We start from the raw sequence: 14285 nt of genomic DNA on the forward strand, positions 1-14285 counted from the left end.
TACTAGGATTAAAATCTAAAAGGGGACCACAAAGGTCCCCTTTTGTTGTAGAATAACCTTGAGGTGATCAGATGTTTGTAAAAGACGTGATGACGAAGAACGTTGTTACAATATCGCCAGAAGCTTCTTTCTTCGATGCCATGGATTTGATGAGACAAAAAAACGTGAGAAGACTTCCCGTCGTTAAAGAAAATGGAGAGGTTGTTGGGATAATAACTGAAAAAGACCTTTTCAAAGCTTCCCCTTCGCAGGCAACAACGCTTGATATGTGGGAAATGACAAGCTTGCTCAGCAAGTTAAAGGTTAAACAAATCATGAAAAGAGAGGTAATTCACGTTCATCCAGACACGCCAATAGAAGAAGCTGCCAAGTTGATGGCAGACAACAAAATAGGATCGCTAGTTGTTTTAAAAGAAGGCAAACTTGTCGGTATAATAACAGAAACCGATATTTTCAAAGTTTTCATAACAATGCTTGGAGCAAGACAAAGTGGCATCAGATACGTTTTCAGGTTGCAAAATGTACCTGGAATTCTTTCCAAAATACTCTATTTGATGTACCAATGCGGTGGGGATTTGATTTCTGTGGCAACGTACGAGATATCTCCCGAGGAGTACGAAGTTTTGGTTAAGGTGAGAAATCTAAATCGCTCTGAGTTTGAAAAAAGGTTTTTAGAAGGAATTGTAGGTGCTTCAATAGTGAATGTCAAAGAATAAAAGGGGCGCAAAGCGCGCCCCTTTTTGCCTATGGAATAGGTCTTAAAGTTCTTGAGATAGTTATCGACGGTCTATCCACAACCAAGGTGAAAACTTCGGCGTAGTATCCTCCCTTGATCAAAACTATTTCATATGTTCCATATTCAAGATCAATTCTCAAAGGTGTTATACCTCTCAAATAACCGTTCACGTAAACCAAAGCAGCTGATGGGGTTGAATTTATGCTAACGCTTGAAGTTCTTATTATAGGTTCAAGTACCAAATCTATTCTCTTTGTCTCTCCAGCTCTTACCTCTACACTGATAACTTTATCCTCGTAATCTGGATAAGTTGCCTTCACTTCTCGAACACCTGCGTCGACTGTGACAGACAAACCACGGTCCGTGGTGGTACCAACGTACCTACCATCTATGAAGATTGAGGCACCAACCGGAGTGGTGAAAATGTTCAAAACACCTGTTCTTGGAATTGGTCTTAAAGTCAAAGTGACAGTTCTTGTTTCGCCAGGATTGATTGTAACTGTTGTCATGGCATCTTCGTAGTCTGGAAGTCTTGCGGTTATAGTTCTTGTCCCTGCATCAACCGTTACCGACAAACCATTTGAAGGAGCTGTTCCAACGTATCTTCCATCGATGTAAATCTGTGCTCCCGTTGGGTTGGTGAAGATTCTCAAGGTAGCCGTTGCCCGTGTCAATGTTACGTTGAAAATTCTTGTTTCACCTGCCACAATCGTAAAGGTTTGCTGGAAAGGTGTATAGCCTTCCTTTGTGATGAGCAAAGTATGCTGACCAGGTGTTACTTCCGTTTGAAGCGGTGTTAGACCGATGAAAACGCCATCGAGAAAGACTTGAGCTTCAGTTGGGGTTGATCTGACGTCTATCGTTGTTCTTTGGAATACTGCGGTGACAGTTATAGTCCTACCCGCTACAACTGTGAACGTCTCTGTAATCGTCCGACCGTCGTGGTAGAAAGTGGCAAAATGTGAGCCTTCATCCAGCGTCACTGTTTGTGGAGTTCTGCCAACGTATCTTCCATCGACATAAACATATGCACCGGTTGGTACGGATTCAAGCCTCACAGTGCCAGTTCTTGGAGTTCTGCCGACGTAGTAGTAAGTTACGTCGCTAACCCAGTTACCAGTCAGATATGGGATTATTTGTTGCTGAATATACCTTTCTCCTTCTTCGCTCAAGATTGGAAAAAGCTGACGTGTACCAAGATCTTTTAGTTGTTGAAGTATTGGTATGAAACTTGTACTGGCTATTATTTGGACGAACGCTTTACCCTCTGGAGGGGCAACCTTCAAAAAGTACTTGTCCGATGTTGGAATCTTGTAGTTCACATTTGGCATTACATAGTTATTTTGATCAAACCTATTTGGGAAAAGTAACGTGATTTTTCCATCGGCACCGATGCTATAAATTGAAACATAACAACTCTTGTTCACCCTGAAAAATATTTCGATTTTTTCGTCGATTTGATATACAGAACCTTCGGGCTTATTCAGCCAGACTTTAACCTCAAGATCCGACGGTTTGGGAACGATTATGATATTTCTCAGGTTTATCTCCGCGAAACTGACAGCCACAAGTGAAATTACCAGGAAAACAATCAAGGACTTTTTCATTTCAGAGAGCCCCCTTTCTGTTTGCTTACCAATACCAACGAGGATTCAAAACCAGGGCATCAACGATTTTATATACAGATTCAGATAATGAGATCTCGAAAAGTGCATAACCTTTGTGCGCAGCAGGCAGCTTGTTTTTCCAAGGGTTAATATTAATGTTTTTCCAATTCGCCTCCACTTGAACATCTTCGACTTTGTATAGAGGAACGTTTGGAAAAACGGGATCTGGATTAAATACCACAAAAACGTATGTTCCACCAGCTTGCTTTGTTTCAGTTCCAACACCTATCACTAAACTCCAGAATACACCGTCTTCTGACCTTAGATACATCGTTAAGTTAGAACTTGCCGGAGAGTCTTTTAAATCACTTCCGATAGCAGATATGATACCTTGAATATTGCTAGGATCGCTATAATTACCCTTGAACACATTGTTTAGGTACACGTCCTTATCTTGGACACCCGTTAGCGAGCCAGTCAGCCAACCTTCACGAGCGCTGTATCCAGTCGGTGTGGCATCATAATCGTACCATAGAAAGATTGTCCGTTTGTTGCCGTAGTTAGCATTTGCAATCTCTTTGGCTTCATTGTCGGCATTCTTGGCAATGATTTCGCCTATATTGTGCCAATATGCTGGTTTTACCCTTGGTGATACTCCACCACACGACGCCAACAGAGCCACTACAACTAATGCTGCCAAAATCAGTAAAAACCATTTACCTTTCATACCACCACCCTTTTAGACGATTGCGGCTGGTATGAACCAGCCGCAATTTCTCATCGATAAGTGAAACTGTAAATCATCTTCGTACCTCTTCGATAGACGAAGAATGCTACAAAATCGCCTTGCTTGATTCTGTCCACCACGCTGTTCCAATCCTTTACTGAATTGATTTCGTAAGTTCTTCCACTGACCGCAATTTGATAAATGACATCACCAACCTGAATCTGCGAAGACTGCTTGACCTGTCTAACGATTACACCGTTAACCGATGTTGGGATCCTATAGTTTTCCCTGTCTGCGTTGGTTATCTCGTCAACCACAAGACCTGCGAATTCTCTTGCTTGAACTGTCGCTGTTGGTATTTCTTCGGTTGCACTTCCAAGTGTGACTGGTATTGTCAATTCTTTTCCACCACGGTTTACAACAAGTGTCACTGTGTCGCCTGGAGCATGACTTCTTATCAAACTGACAAATTCCGAATCGGATGTTACTGAACTTCCGTCAAACCTAACTATGACGTCGTTTTCTTTAAGTCCTGCTCTTTGGGCTGGAGAATTCTCCAGAACTTGAACAACTAGCACACCTTTGTCAACTTTCAGTCCCATTGCTTTCGCAAGTTCTGGAGTTACGGTTTTAACTCTTACACCAAGGTAAGCCTTTTGAACCTTTCCAGTTGCCACAAGTTGATCTAAGAATCTTTTCACTGTGTTGATAGGTATTGCAAATCCAAGATTGATACCTTGCTGTGGGTTGACAATAGCCGTGTTGATACCAATGACTTGCCCGTGGATGTTCAAAAGCGGTCCACCGCTGTTTCCAGGGTTAATCGCAGCATCCGTTTGAATCAAGTTTGTGTAGTAACCAGAACCATCTGGTTTTGGAATTCTTCTACCTGTTGCGCTGACAACACCTATTGTCACCGTATGTTGGAAACCAAGTGGGTTTCCAATTGCTATTACCCATTCACCTATTTTCACAGCATCAGAATCGCCAAATTCAAGGGCATGTAGTTCCTTATCTGGGTTGATCTTTATCACCGCAATGTCAAGTTCAGCGTCTCCACCTATGTATTCGGCTTTGTATGTGGATCCATCCAGCAGGGTAACTGTGATCTCTCTTGCACCGCTTACCACATGTTCGTTTGTGAGAATATAACCTTCCTTGTCAAAGATGAAACCTGAGCCAAGGCTTGTTGTCTGCTGACCTCCAAATGGTGAGTAACCAAACCATCTTCTGAAAAATTCTTCAAAGAACGGATCATAGAAGGGCGATGTGGTTTGTTTCACCGCTTCGATTTTCACGACTGCGGGTGCGGCGTATTCCACAACAGCCACTATCGGGCTTTCATAACCAGGATTCACATAGGCAAAAATTCCCACACTCAAAATCAAGATTGCTAAGATGAATGCTTTCTTCATTTGCACTACACCTCCTTGGATAGTTCTTCAATTGGTTTGACAACTTCATTTTCCTGGTTGTTCATTAAAAGTTGATTAAAAAACTCATTGATCAATTGCTGTTGTTCTTCTGGACTGTTTGCCAGCATGAACCTTTCTCTGAACATCCTTGCGCCGGGCATTCCGTGGGTGTAGCCTGCAACGAATTGCCTTAGTTTGTAAAAACTCCTTGGACCCTCAAGGTCGATCAGCATTTTCAGATGCAGTAAAAACATGTTTTTGATCTCTTCAACCGTGGGGTTTTTTCCTTTAAGTTGGGCAAAAATCCAAGGTTTTCTCAAAGCTCCCCTGGCTATCAAAACAGCTTGTGCACCTGAAATTGACAAAGCTTTTTCCACATCCTGTGGCTCGTAAATGTCCCCGCTTATGACAGTCGCAACTTCGTACTGGTCAAGTTTTAAATCCCAAATGGCTTTTCCACCGTAGCCTTGTTCAACGGTTCTTCCATGAACTTCTACACCGTCTGCTCCTGCATCAATGCAAACTTGCATGATCTTTTCAAGTTCATTCTCTTCAAAGCCTATTCTTACTTTGACAGTCACAGGTCTTTGCACAGCATTCTTGACTGCAGAGATTATCGCTTTCAGTCTCTCAAGGTCTTTGAGCAGCGCACCACCGCTGCCTTTTTTCAAAACTTTTTTCGCAGGACAAGCTGCGTTGATGTTTATCCAACAAGCAAAGGGTTCTACAACTTTTGCTGCTTGAGCCATTCGATTTGGATCGTTTCCAAAAAGTTGTACTGCCACGTTTTTTTCTTCCTCATCTGGTAGCATCTTTTGAACCACTTTGAAAGCCCTTAGCACGCTTTCAGCGCTTATCATTTCAGTATATGAAAATTCTGCTCCCCAGAGGGAGCAGATTTTTCTAAAAGGTCTAGATGTTATTCCTGCCATCGGTGCAAGCCCAATCTTTCCAGGGTATTCAAAATTGCTTGAAATAATCTATCACCTCTTTTTCTATCTGTGGATGAACCATACCCTTGATGGATTTATTTTTCTTTATCCTTTCCCTTATCTCAGTTGAGGAAATTTGTACCAAAGGCGCGTTCAGGAATATTATCGTTTCGTAAAGTTTTCCAAGGGCTGTTTTGGCATGTTGCTCATACGGTCGATTGCAATACCTTGGATAGACAACAAAATGGCTTTTTTCGAAAAGTTCGTTGTAGCGGTACCATTTCTCTATGTATGAAAGACAGTCTTCTCCAACTATGAAGAAAGGTTTAGTTTGATGAAGATTTGCAAAATGTTCTATAACGTATATCGAATACGACGTTTCCCCGCGAACTTTTTCAAAATCGCTGATCTTTATCTTTTCATTCTCAAAACACACCTTACACCAGTTAAACCTTGTTTCAAAGGGCGCCAACATTTCGGATTTGTGCCAAGGTTTATAAGTTGGAATCACGTAGAGAAGATCCAACTCAAGTTCCTCAACAGCATATTGTGCAATGATTATATGACCGACGTGCGGTGGGTTGAAAGTTCCACCAAAGAGCCCTATCCTACTCGTGGTATTCGAAAGCATAGCCATAGATGTAAACTGTATCACCGTCCTTTGCACCCATTTGCTTGAGTCTTTCGCTCAGATGGTTCTTTTCCAAAAGTTCTAAGAAGCGCGCCATGGCGTGCTTGTTTTCTATTGGATATCTGTTTAGCCATTTTTCTATCGCTTCACCGTAAACTTCAAAGCCGTCTTCGACCTTTCTAATTTCATAATCAAATTTTTCCTCTATTTTCCTACGAATTGGTTTTGGTTTTTCAAAAGGCGGGGCTTCTTTTGGTTTTCTTGCCAATCTGCTTTCACCAACGAGTTGATAAAGCCTTCTCTTCAAAGTATCTATGTTAATCCTCGCCAAGGCAGAAACTGGTATCACTTCTTTTTGTGAATGTTTTTCAAGTTCCTTAACGCGTTTTATCACTTCGTCTTCCTCAAGAAGATCTATTTTGTTGGCAACAACGATTAAGGCTTTTTTGACAAGTTCTTCGCTGTATTTTGCAAGTTCATCCATGATAGTATCGTAATCCTTCAAAAATGATCTTCCTTCAGTTTCCGCAATGTCCACAACGTGTGCCAAGACTCCGCATCTTTCGATGTGGCGCAAGAACAAATTACCCAAGCCCAAGCCTTTGTGCGCACCTTCGATCAAACCTGGGATGTCGGCTAGGACGAATTCGTTAAGTTCGTCTATTTTCACAACACCAAGGTTTGGAACAAGTGTTGTGAATGGATATGGCGCTATCTTTGGTTTTGCGTTGCTCATCGCTGCAATTAAAGAAGATTTTCCAACGTTTGGAAAACCAACTAGTCCAACGTCGGCAAGAAGTTTAAGTTCAAGTTCAAGCCAGCGGCTTTCTCCTTCATCTCCGTTTTCGGCTATCATCGGGGCTCTTAAAACACTGTTGGCAAAGTGAACGTTGCCCCTGCCGCCTTTTCCACCTCTTGCAACACAAACCATCATGCCGTCTTTATCAAGGTCTGCTAAAATTTCTCCGGTTTCAGCATCGCGAACGACAGTTCCAACAGGAACATCTATTATCAAATCCTCGCCGTTTTTACCAGCCATCTTTTTTCCTTTGCCGTTTTCGCCGCTCGGAGCGATGAACTTTCTTTGGTATTTGAAGTTAAGCAAAGTGGAAAGGTTGGCGTTGGCTCTCAGGATGACAAAACCGCCATCCCCGCCGTCTCCGCCGTCCGGACCACCTTTTGGCACATACTTTTCCCTTCTAAAACTGACAGCGCCGTTTCCGCCATCTCCGCCTTTGACAAATATTTTGACCTTGTCAACGAAATCTTCTTTGTTCAAATCGGGTCACCTCACCACAGAATAAATTTTACTATGGCTTTGGAATTACACTCGATAATTATTTTCCAACGAAGGACCTGTCAACTTAAGAAGGAAAACTGCACTAATAGAAGAAATGGAAATAGCCACTTAACTATGTCCTCATCCCTCCTCTTGTACCATAACCTGCTTATGTTAAAACGCCTCAGCCTGTACCTTTTTATCCCTATCACACTCTCAACAAGACTTCTTTCCCCAAACCTCTCATGCTCGTGTTCCCAATATCCCATATTCTTTTTTCTCGCTTCCCAGTACCATGGCCCTGCTTTGCCTTTCTCTCGTGTCTTACTGACCAACGCATAGATCACTTTCTTCCTCTTAACCTCATTTATGTTCACCTTCATCTCGTCTATAGCTACTACTGCTTTGCCTTCTATCTTCTCAGCATTCATCCTTGTCCACCATTTCCTCAAGGCTTCATGACTGACTCCAATTATGGCTGCTGCCTTCCTTAATGCAAGTTCATACTTTCGCCTCATGTGGAACTCTTTGTCTTTGAAAAAGGTTTGGTATAATTTGGTATAGGTACTCGGTGATATTTGTTGTTGTAACTTTCATATTCACGGGAACCTCCTTTCGGTGAGAAGAGTTGGTTCCCGTTTATTTTATCGTATTTCCCGGCTTAAGTTGACACCTCCAAAGTACATCGCAGAAAAGCTGAAGGGTAAAGGTAATGTGGTCATCATTGAAGGAATACCCTCACCAATCAACGAAGAAAGAGTCAAAGCTTTCAAGGATGCTCTTGCACCTTATCCTGATATTAAGATAATAGCTCAGCAACCTGGATATTGGAACAGAGAAAAAGCCTTTGAAGTCATGCAAACGTTGCTTACCAAGTTCCCCAAGATCGACGCTGTATGGACCGGTGATGACGATATGCTTTATGGAGTCTTGCTAGCCCTGCAACAAGCTGGTAGAGCAAAGGATATAGTTTTGGTTGGTGGTGCATGCGAAAAGAACATGGTCAAAAGAATCATGGATGGCGATCCACTGATAGAAGTCAACTTCACTTATCCACCAAACATGATAGCTACGGCAATTAACTTGGCTGTTATGGCTCTTCGTGGAGAATCGCTGAACGGATTCTACCAAAGAGGTATTCCGAGAAAGATAATCCTTGCAACGGAAATGGTTACAAGAGAAAATGCTCATTTGTATTACTTCCCAGATTCCGTGTTCTAATTTGAAAGAATAAAAGCGGGGGATAATCTCCCCCGCTTTTTGGAGGTGCTGTAATGAAGATAGGATTTTTAACGGTTGCTTTAGGAAATACAAAGCTTGAAGAGATAGTGCCATGGGCTGCAAGCGTAGGTTTTGAAGCATTAGAAGTAGCAGCCTGGCCACTTGTGAATGAAAGAGATTTTTCGTCAACAACCATAAATGTTGAAGGATTAACAAAAAGTAAGGCGGAGGAAATAAAAGCGCTTTTTGAAAAGTATGGTCTTATCATTTCATCTTTGGCTTATTATGACAACAACTTGGATGCTAATGAAGAGAAAAGAAAAACAATCAACGAACATTTAAAGAAAGTCATAGACGCGGCTAGTATGCTTGGTGTTGAACTAGTTGGAACTTTTATAGGAAGGGATATCAGAAAAGGCGTGGAGGAGAACATCAAGGAATTTGAAAAGGTTTTCAAACCAATCATTGCTTATGCAGAAAGCAAGAATGTCAAGTTGATGATAGAAAATTGTCCAATGGTTGGTTGGCAGCAGGAAGAAAAGATAGGAAACATATTCTATTCTCCGCAACTTTGGCGCGAGATTTTTAGGATAACACCAGATTCCTTTGGAATTAACCTGGATCCATCTCATCTCCACTGGTTGGGAATTGATTACATCAAAGTGCTCGATGAATTCAAAGACAGAATCTTTCATGTTCACGCAAAGGATACAGAAATAAACCATGAGCTTTTGACCGATCAAGGAATCTTTGGACACTTTGGAACAAATTTCCACGGCAAGAGTTGGTGGACTTACAGGTTACCTGGTTTTGGTGAAATAGATTGGCAAGAATTTATAAAAGCGCTTAAAAAGATTGGCTATGATTTTGTCATCAGCATTGAGCATGAAGATCCAGTGTGGGTTGGAACTGTTGATAAAGCAAAAAAAGGTTTGACAATTGGCTTGAAACATTTGAAACAATTTGTATAAATGCAAACTTCTCTTTGCAGAGCCAAATGGCTCTGCTTTTTTTAAGACATAAAATCTACTTTTCCCAAGCCATTTTCATTACGTTTAGTCTTTCCTCGTCCGTCAAAGCCGTTTTTGCTTTCATCAACAGTTGTTTCTCAAGTTCATCTTTATTTTTGATGTATTTTTCTCTTTCTCTGCTGTCTTTCAGTGCACGATAGATTTTCTCCCTTTCTTTGATCCAGTAGATTATCGCTTCCTTTTGTTCTTCCTCTTTCCAAAGCAATTCTTTTCCAACGAACCATATCGGTTTGTACACAGACAAACAAGGCAAGGGAGAACCCGTTGCCCAGATCTCTATGTTTCCATCTTTGAGTTCAACGATCATACTACCAGTTGTTTCGCTTGAAATCAAACTACCGTGGTGCATGCATATGTTTTTCATTGAACCGTTGAAGAAATTCAAACTCTTTAGATTGTAATGATGGCAAAGTATTTTCATAAAATCTTCTATTGTTAGTGTTCCTTGGTTTTGCTTTAAAAATTCAAAAGTTATTTTCCTTCGAAAATCTCCTTGTGCGATTGCGGTTATGAGTTTATTTTCAAATCTGAGTTTAAAATCGACTTTTTGACTAGGTTTTGAAAGTGGTTCAAGATCACTGTTGTGCGTGAAACTTGAAAAATCATAATCATCTCTCAAGCTTAGAGAATTTGATATGGACCAAACATCTTGAACCTTCTTCACAGTCCAAAACTTTCCCGCAGTTTCAAGAACATAAGCCGAGTTGAAATCTGCGATCAAAAAGCTGTTGTGATACCTAAGATTTTTCGTATAGCCACATTTTCCACCTTGTCCATAGATTTCAAGCATTTTGATACAAACTTTAACTGCTTCTAATGCATTCTTGCTTCTTTCCAAAGCTATGCGCAGAATATCCATACCAAGCAAAGCATCTGGTCCTTGTTTTTCAATGGTGAAAACGGCTTCGTTTCCTATAACAACTCCGTATTCGTTGACACCCATTTCCGCTCCCCAGATCCACGAGGGTTTGAACAAAATGCATTCATAGGTTTCTTCAACTTGTTCAATTTCTATATAAGTGCATTTCAGCTTTGAACCTTTTGGGTGTCTCTTGCGTGGGACATAAACGATCACATGTGGTTCATCTTTTTCTCTATCGCTGTTTTTTGCAAAAATCACAGAACCATTCTTCGTGGAGTTCTTTAGGGCAACAAGTGTATCACACAAATTGAATCACCTCATGAAAATATTATAGTGCGACTATAATTATATAATAAGGAGAGTCGGTTTATGATGTTTTTTGCCGACAGGATGCTTGGAAAATTGGCAAAGAAGCTAAGACTTCTTGGTTTTGACACCCTTTATCTTTCGCAAATAGAGGAAGATGAGATTTTGAAATTGTGTTTCGAAACAGGTAGAATTTTGATCACAAGGAATAGAGAACTTCACATGAAAGCTTTAAAGCAAGGGATAAGAAGTTTGCTTTTAAAGTCAGACTCATGGAGACAACAGTTGGTTGAACTTTCGAAAGTTTTGGATTTGAAAAATGCTGATAGAATGACAAGGTGTAGTTTGTGCAATGCCGAATTGATTTTGGCAAATCCAGAAAAAGTCAAGCAAAAAGTTCCACTTTATGTTCAACAAATAAGGAATGAGTTTTACGAATGTCCTGTTTGCGGAAGGTTGTATTGGGAAGGGACACATGTAGAACATGCTTTGGAAGAATTTAGGAGGTTAAATCTGTGAGATTTTTCAACTTGGTTTTCGACTTTTTCGAAAATGGTTACAGTTCAAAAGCAATGTGCAAGGTGGCAGAGGAAATTCGCCAAATCTGCCAGGCCGAAGGTTGCGATATTTTCTTGTTTGAAAATAAAAAAGACGAATTAAGGCTGGTTGGAACTACAAGGGATGAATCTTTGACAGGTACAACAAAAGTTTCCATCAAAGAGTTGCAGGCAGATGAAAATAGAGAAGTTTACGATTTAAAGCTTCCCGGTAAACTTTTGGGTGTGGTCGTTTTGTACAAGCCAAAGGGCACAAAAGTAGAAGACATTCTTGAAGAGCTTTCAATTTCACTTGATTGGGTTCAAAGGTATTTTCAGATTCTCGACGACTGTGAGCGCTATAGAAATATGACTTTTTTGACGGAACTCTTCTATGGTTGCAACAATCCTTTGGAGCTTAAGGAGCAGTTTACAAATCAAATCGCCCAAATATTGAAAGCAGAGGTTGTAATGTTCTTCGAAAAAGAAGATGATAATTATGTCTTCAGCTGTGGTTACGGTGTGGATAAAGGCCAGCTTTTGACCAGCATGTTGCCTTCATCCCATCCACTTGTTGGAAAAATTGCAAAAGAGCCAGATGGGATTTTGCAAACAAAACCCAAGATAGATTTCATAAGCTTTGAATGCAAGTCAATGGTTGCCACTCCTGTAAACCTTGAAGATAAACTTCTTGGATTGCTTATTGTGGTGAACAAAATTCAACCAAAAGGTTATAGACCAAGTTATAGCTTTGATCAAACTGATTTACAGATCTTAAAGGAAGCTGCCAGAAGATTTTCATTGGCTTTTTCAAGGTTGATCTATCAACAAAATCTGGCAAAGCAGATTGAAACACTCAAAAAGTATACTCAGGATTACGAAAAGCTTATCGAAGAGCAGAGAATCTACCTTAAGAAAATGGATTTAGTTCATGCAATAAGCAACGCAATGCGGTCAAGCTACGATCTTACCAATGTGTACAAAATTCTGCTTTTGGGTTTAACATCTGGAAGAAGCCTTGGGTTCAACAGAGCGATGCTGCTTATAAGGAATAGAAAAATTGATGCACTTGAGGGAAAGTTTTGGCTTGGACCGCTGGAAACCGACAACATCGAACAAATTTGGAAAGAAGCCGAGCGCAGGGCTTTGAACTATGGTGATCTATCGCAGTATCTGAGAGAGGAAGCCATGATGTTGGACGTTTCGAAAGGTTTAACGGAAAGAATAGCAGGAAAGCTTTTCTTTTACAAAGAACATCCGATTTTTGAAAGAGTGGTTCTAAGAAGAAAATTAATTCACGTAACACCAGAACTTGCCGAAACTTTGAAAAATTCCATAAAAGATTTGCTCAGATTGCTTGACGTCGATGAATTTGTCGTTGTTCCGTTGATTGGAAAGTGGGACACCATAGGCGTTGTGATACTGGACAACAAGTTCACCAAAGCTTCTATAACGCAAACTGACATTGAAATACTCAGATTGATTGCAGACAGCGCAGGCTTAGCCATAGAGAACGCGATGAACTACGAGGAACTTAGAAAGAAAACTGAAAGCCTTGAACAGCAGAAAAACATGATCGATTATCTTAGAAAATTCAGCGAAAGTATCCTTCAAAATTTGAGTACAGCCGTTGTAGTTTTGGATAAAAGTGGAAAAATAATCGAATGCAATAAAATGGTTGAATCGATATTCGGTCTTCCAAGAGAAGCTGTCATTGGACGCACCTACGACGAATTTGGACCTGCGTATCAGGATCTTTTTGGGGTGGCAATGAAAGTTTTTGAGACTGGAGAACCAATTTCTTTATCGAACTACATGGTTGAAACAGTTGCGGGTGAAAGGTACTTTGACGTTAAATATTCACCAATGTGGGAAAATTACGGAGAAACTTTGATGGGTGTAATAGTAACCTTGGACGATGTCACCGAACAATATAAAATGGAACAGGAAAGAAAAAGCAAGGAAAAATTGATATTGCTTGGAGAAGTTGCGGCAAGGGTGGCACACGAGTTGAGAAATCCCATAACGGTTCTTGGTGGATTTTTGAACAGATTGAAGAAGAACATCTCCGATCCTGTTGCACGAGAAAAGTATTTGGAAATATTGTCAAGGGAGATTGAGCATTTGCAAGAAATTGTCAACGAAATACTCGATTTCAGTAAAACTTCGGTAAAGATCGATCGTGTAAAATTTCAGTTAAACGAACTGATAAACGAGGTCATAGTTTTGATGAACGAAAAAGCTTCAAAGCAAGGAATCACGATAGAATTTCAACCATCACCAATTCCTGAAATTTTTGCCGATAGAAACAGGATAAAGAGAGTACTGATAAACTTGATACAGAATGCCATAGAAGCTTCGCCTGAAAATGGTAAAGTTGTCGTGAGAACATTTTATGAGCAAGGCAAAGTTATAACATCCGTTTTCAACACAGGTGAACCAATAAAAGATGAGGTTGCAAGAAAGCTTTTCACACCATTCTTTACGACGAAAACCTATGGAACAGGCCTTGGACTTCCAATTTGCAAAAAAATAGTGGAAGATGAACATGGTGGAAGGATCTGGGTTGAACCAAGGTTGAACGGTACAGAATTTTTCTTCGAATTACCCGTTGAAAAGGAGGGAGAGGATGGAAAAACAAGCAAAGATATTGGTCGTTGAGGATGAGGAAAACGTAAGGTTGCTCATCAGTGAAGAACTTCAGGATATGGGACATATAGTTGAAACTGCTTCAAACGCTGAGGAAGCTTTGAAGAAACTGCAGGAGAAAAGCTTCGATTTGGTGACCATAGATATCGAGATGCCTGGGATGAATGGCATAGAGCTTGCAGGCACCTTGAGGCAGAAATTTCCAAGGATAAAGATAATCTTGCTCACCGCATACAGTCACTACAAATACGATCTTGCATCGTGGGCTGCCGATGCTTATATTGTTAAATCACCCGATCTTGAAGAACTCAAGAGAACTGTGACAAAACTTTTGAGTATGTAAGGAGGTATAT

The 14285-nt window shown here is 40.6% G+C and carries 14 protein-coding genes; 6 read left to right on the plus strand and 8 right to left on the minus strand.

Annotation, left to right across the window (positions count from 1 at the left end):
• The first annotated feature begins 71 nt into the window (after positions 1–71).
• On the plus strand, positions 72–716 hold the full coding sequence (locus THETH_RS08325) for a CBS domain-containing protein (RefSeq protein ID WP_013932912.1): 645 nt from the start codon (positions 72–74) through the stop codon (positions 714–716).
• A gap of 28 nt (positions 717–744) precedes the next feature.
• Here THETH_RS08325 and THETH_RS08330 read toward each other — a convergent pair whose 3' ends face one another.
• The 7 genes from THETH_RS08330 to THETH_RS10965 form a co-directional block, all read right to left on the minus strand.
• A complete protein-coding gene (locus tag THETH_RS08330) occupies positions 745–2343 on the minus strand; it encodes a PEGA domain-containing protein (RefSeq protein WP_013932913.1) in 1599 nt (532 codons plus the stop codon).
• Positions 2344–2368: 25 nt separating this feature from the next.
• Entirely contained in the window at positions 2369–3070 is a 702-nt protein-coding gene (locus tag THETH_RS08335; RefSeq protein WP_013932914.1) for a hypothetical protein, read from the minus strand.
• A 50-nt stretch (positions 3071–3120) separates the two neighbouring features.
• Positions 3121–4485, minus strand: coding sequence for a Do family serine endopeptidase (locus THETH_RS08340; RefSeq protein ID WP_013932915.1), 1365 nt, complete (start codon positions 4483–4485; stop codon positions 3121–3123).
• 5 nt (positions 4486–4490) lie between these two features.
• Positions 4491–5417: a tRNA dihydrouridine synthase gene (locus THETH_RS08345; RefSeq protein ID WP_041446442.1), complete on the minus strand. Its 927-nt coding sequence runs from the start codon at positions 5415–5417 to the stop codon at positions 4491–4493.
• A gap of 28 nt (positions 5418–5445) precedes the next feature.
• Complete coding sequence (gene nadD / locus THETH_RS08350; protein ID WP_013932917.1) at positions 5446–6054, minus strand: nicotinate (nicotinamide) nucleotide adenylyltransferase; 609 nt, start codon at positions 6052–6054, stop codon at positions 5446–5448.
• Positions 6026–7327, minus strand: coding sequence for a GTPase ObgE (obgE, locus tag THETH_RS08355; RefSeq protein ID WP_013932918.1), 1302 nt, complete (start codon positions 7325–7327; stop codon positions 6026–6028). The genes nadD and obgE overlap by 29 nt, the downstream gene beginning before the upstream one ends.
• Before the next feature lie 80 nt (positions 7328–7407).
• Entirely contained in the window at positions 7408–7845 is a 438-nt protein-coding gene (locus tag THETH_RS10965) for a hypothetical protein (RefSeq protein ID WP_013932601.1), read from the minus strand.
• A 100-nt stretch (positions 7846–7945) separates the two neighbouring features.
• Here THETH_RS10965 and THETH_RS08365 point away from each other — a divergent pair, with 100 nt between their 5' ends.
• Positions 7946–8548, plus strand: a complete 603-nt coding sequence (locus THETH_RS08365) for a substrate-binding domain-containing protein (RefSeq protein ID WP_281012070.1) — start codon at positions 7946–7948, stop codon at positions 8546–8548.
• Positions 8549–8601: 53 nt separating this feature from the next.
• A complete protein-coding gene (locus THETH_RS08370; protein WP_013932919.1) occupies positions 8602–9519 on the plus strand; it encodes a sugar phosphate isomerase/epimerase family protein in 918 nt (305 codons plus the stop codon).
• A gap of 55 nt (positions 9520–9574) precedes the next feature.
• Here THETH_RS08370 and THETH_RS08375 read toward each other — a convergent pair whose 3' ends face one another.
• Positions 9575–10747: a C69 family dipeptidase gene (locus THETH_RS08375; RefSeq protein WP_013932920.1), complete on the minus strand. Its 1173-nt coding sequence runs from the start codon at positions 10745–10747 to the stop codon at positions 9575–9577.
• Positions 10748–10810: 63 nt separating this feature from the next.
• On the opposite strand from THETH_RS08375, the gene THETH_RS08380 reads away from it, so the two are divergent.
• From THETH_RS08380 to THETH_RS08390, 3 genes are read left to right on the plus strand one after another with little or no spacing between them, the layout of a single operon-like run.
• Positions 10811–11266 (plus strand): Mut7-C RNAse domain-containing protein, encoded by a 456-nt coding sequence (locus tag THETH_RS08380; protein ID WP_013932921.1) that lies wholly within the window; start codon positions 10811–10813, stop codon positions 11264–11266.
• The gene (locus tag THETH_RS08385) at positions 11263–13944 is read left to right on the plus strand and encodes a sensor histidine kinase (protein WP_013932922.1); all 2682 of its coding nucleotides are present in this window, start codon (positions 11263–11265) and stop codon (positions 13942–13944) included. Before THETH_RS08380 ends, THETH_RS08385 begins: the two co-directional genes overlap by 4 nt.
• Positions 13913–14275, plus strand: coding sequence for a response regulator (locus THETH_RS08390; RefSeq protein WP_013932923.1), 363 nt, complete (start codon positions 13913–13915; stop codon positions 14273–14275). The genes THETH_RS08385 and THETH_RS08390 overlap by 32 nt, the downstream gene beginning before the upstream one ends.
• The last annotated feature ends 10 nt before the right edge of the window (positions 14276–14285 follow it).

Source organism: Pseudothermotoga thermarum DSM 5069 (assembly GCF_000217815.1).
Lineage (GTDB): Bacteria > Thermotogota > Thermotogae > Thermotogales > DSM-5069 > Pseudothermotoga > Pseudothermotoga thermarum.

Bases quoted from the DNA above. Each gene is read 5' to 3' on its own strand.
- THETH_RS08325 (WP_013932912.1), top strand. From the start codon at position 72: ATGTTTGTAAAAGACGTGATGACGAAGAACGTTGTTACAATATCGCCA.
- THETH_RS08330 (WP_013932913.1), bottom strand. From the start codon at position 2,343: ATGAAAAAGTCCTTGATTGTTTTCCTGGTAATTTCACTTGTGGCTGTC.
- THETH_RS08335 (WP_013932914.1), bottom strand. From the start codon at position 3,070: ATGAAAGGTAAATGGTTTTTACTGATTTTGGCAGCATTAGTTGTAGTG.
- THETH_RS08340 (WP_013932915.1), bottom strand. From the start codon at position 4,485: ATGAAGAAAGCATTCATCTTAGCAATCTTGATTTTGAGTGTGGGAATT.
- THETH_RS08345 (WP_041446442.1), bottom strand. From the start codon at position 5,417: ATGGCAGGAATAACATCTAGACCTTTTAGAAAAATCTGCTCCCTCTGG.
- nadD (WP_013932917.1), bottom strand. From the start codon at position 6,054: ATGGCTATGCTTTCGAATACCACGAGTAGGATAGGGCTCTTTGGTGGA.
- THETH_RS10965 (WP_013932601.1), bottom strand. From the start codon at position 7,845: ATGAGGCGAAAGTATGAACTTGCATTAAGGAAGGCAGCAGCCATAATT.
- THETH_RS08370 (WP_013932919.1), top strand. From the start codon at position 8,602: ATGAAGATAGGATTTTTAACGGTTGCTTTAGGAAATACAAAGCTTGAA.
- THETH_RS08380 (WP_013932921.1), top strand. From the start codon at position 10,811: ATGATGTTTTTTGCCGACAGGATGCTTGGAAAATTGGCAAAGAAGCTA.
- THETH_RS08390 (WP_013932923.1), top strand. From the start codon at position 13,913: ATGGAAAAACAAGCAAAGATATTGGTCGTTGAGGATGAGGAAAACGTA.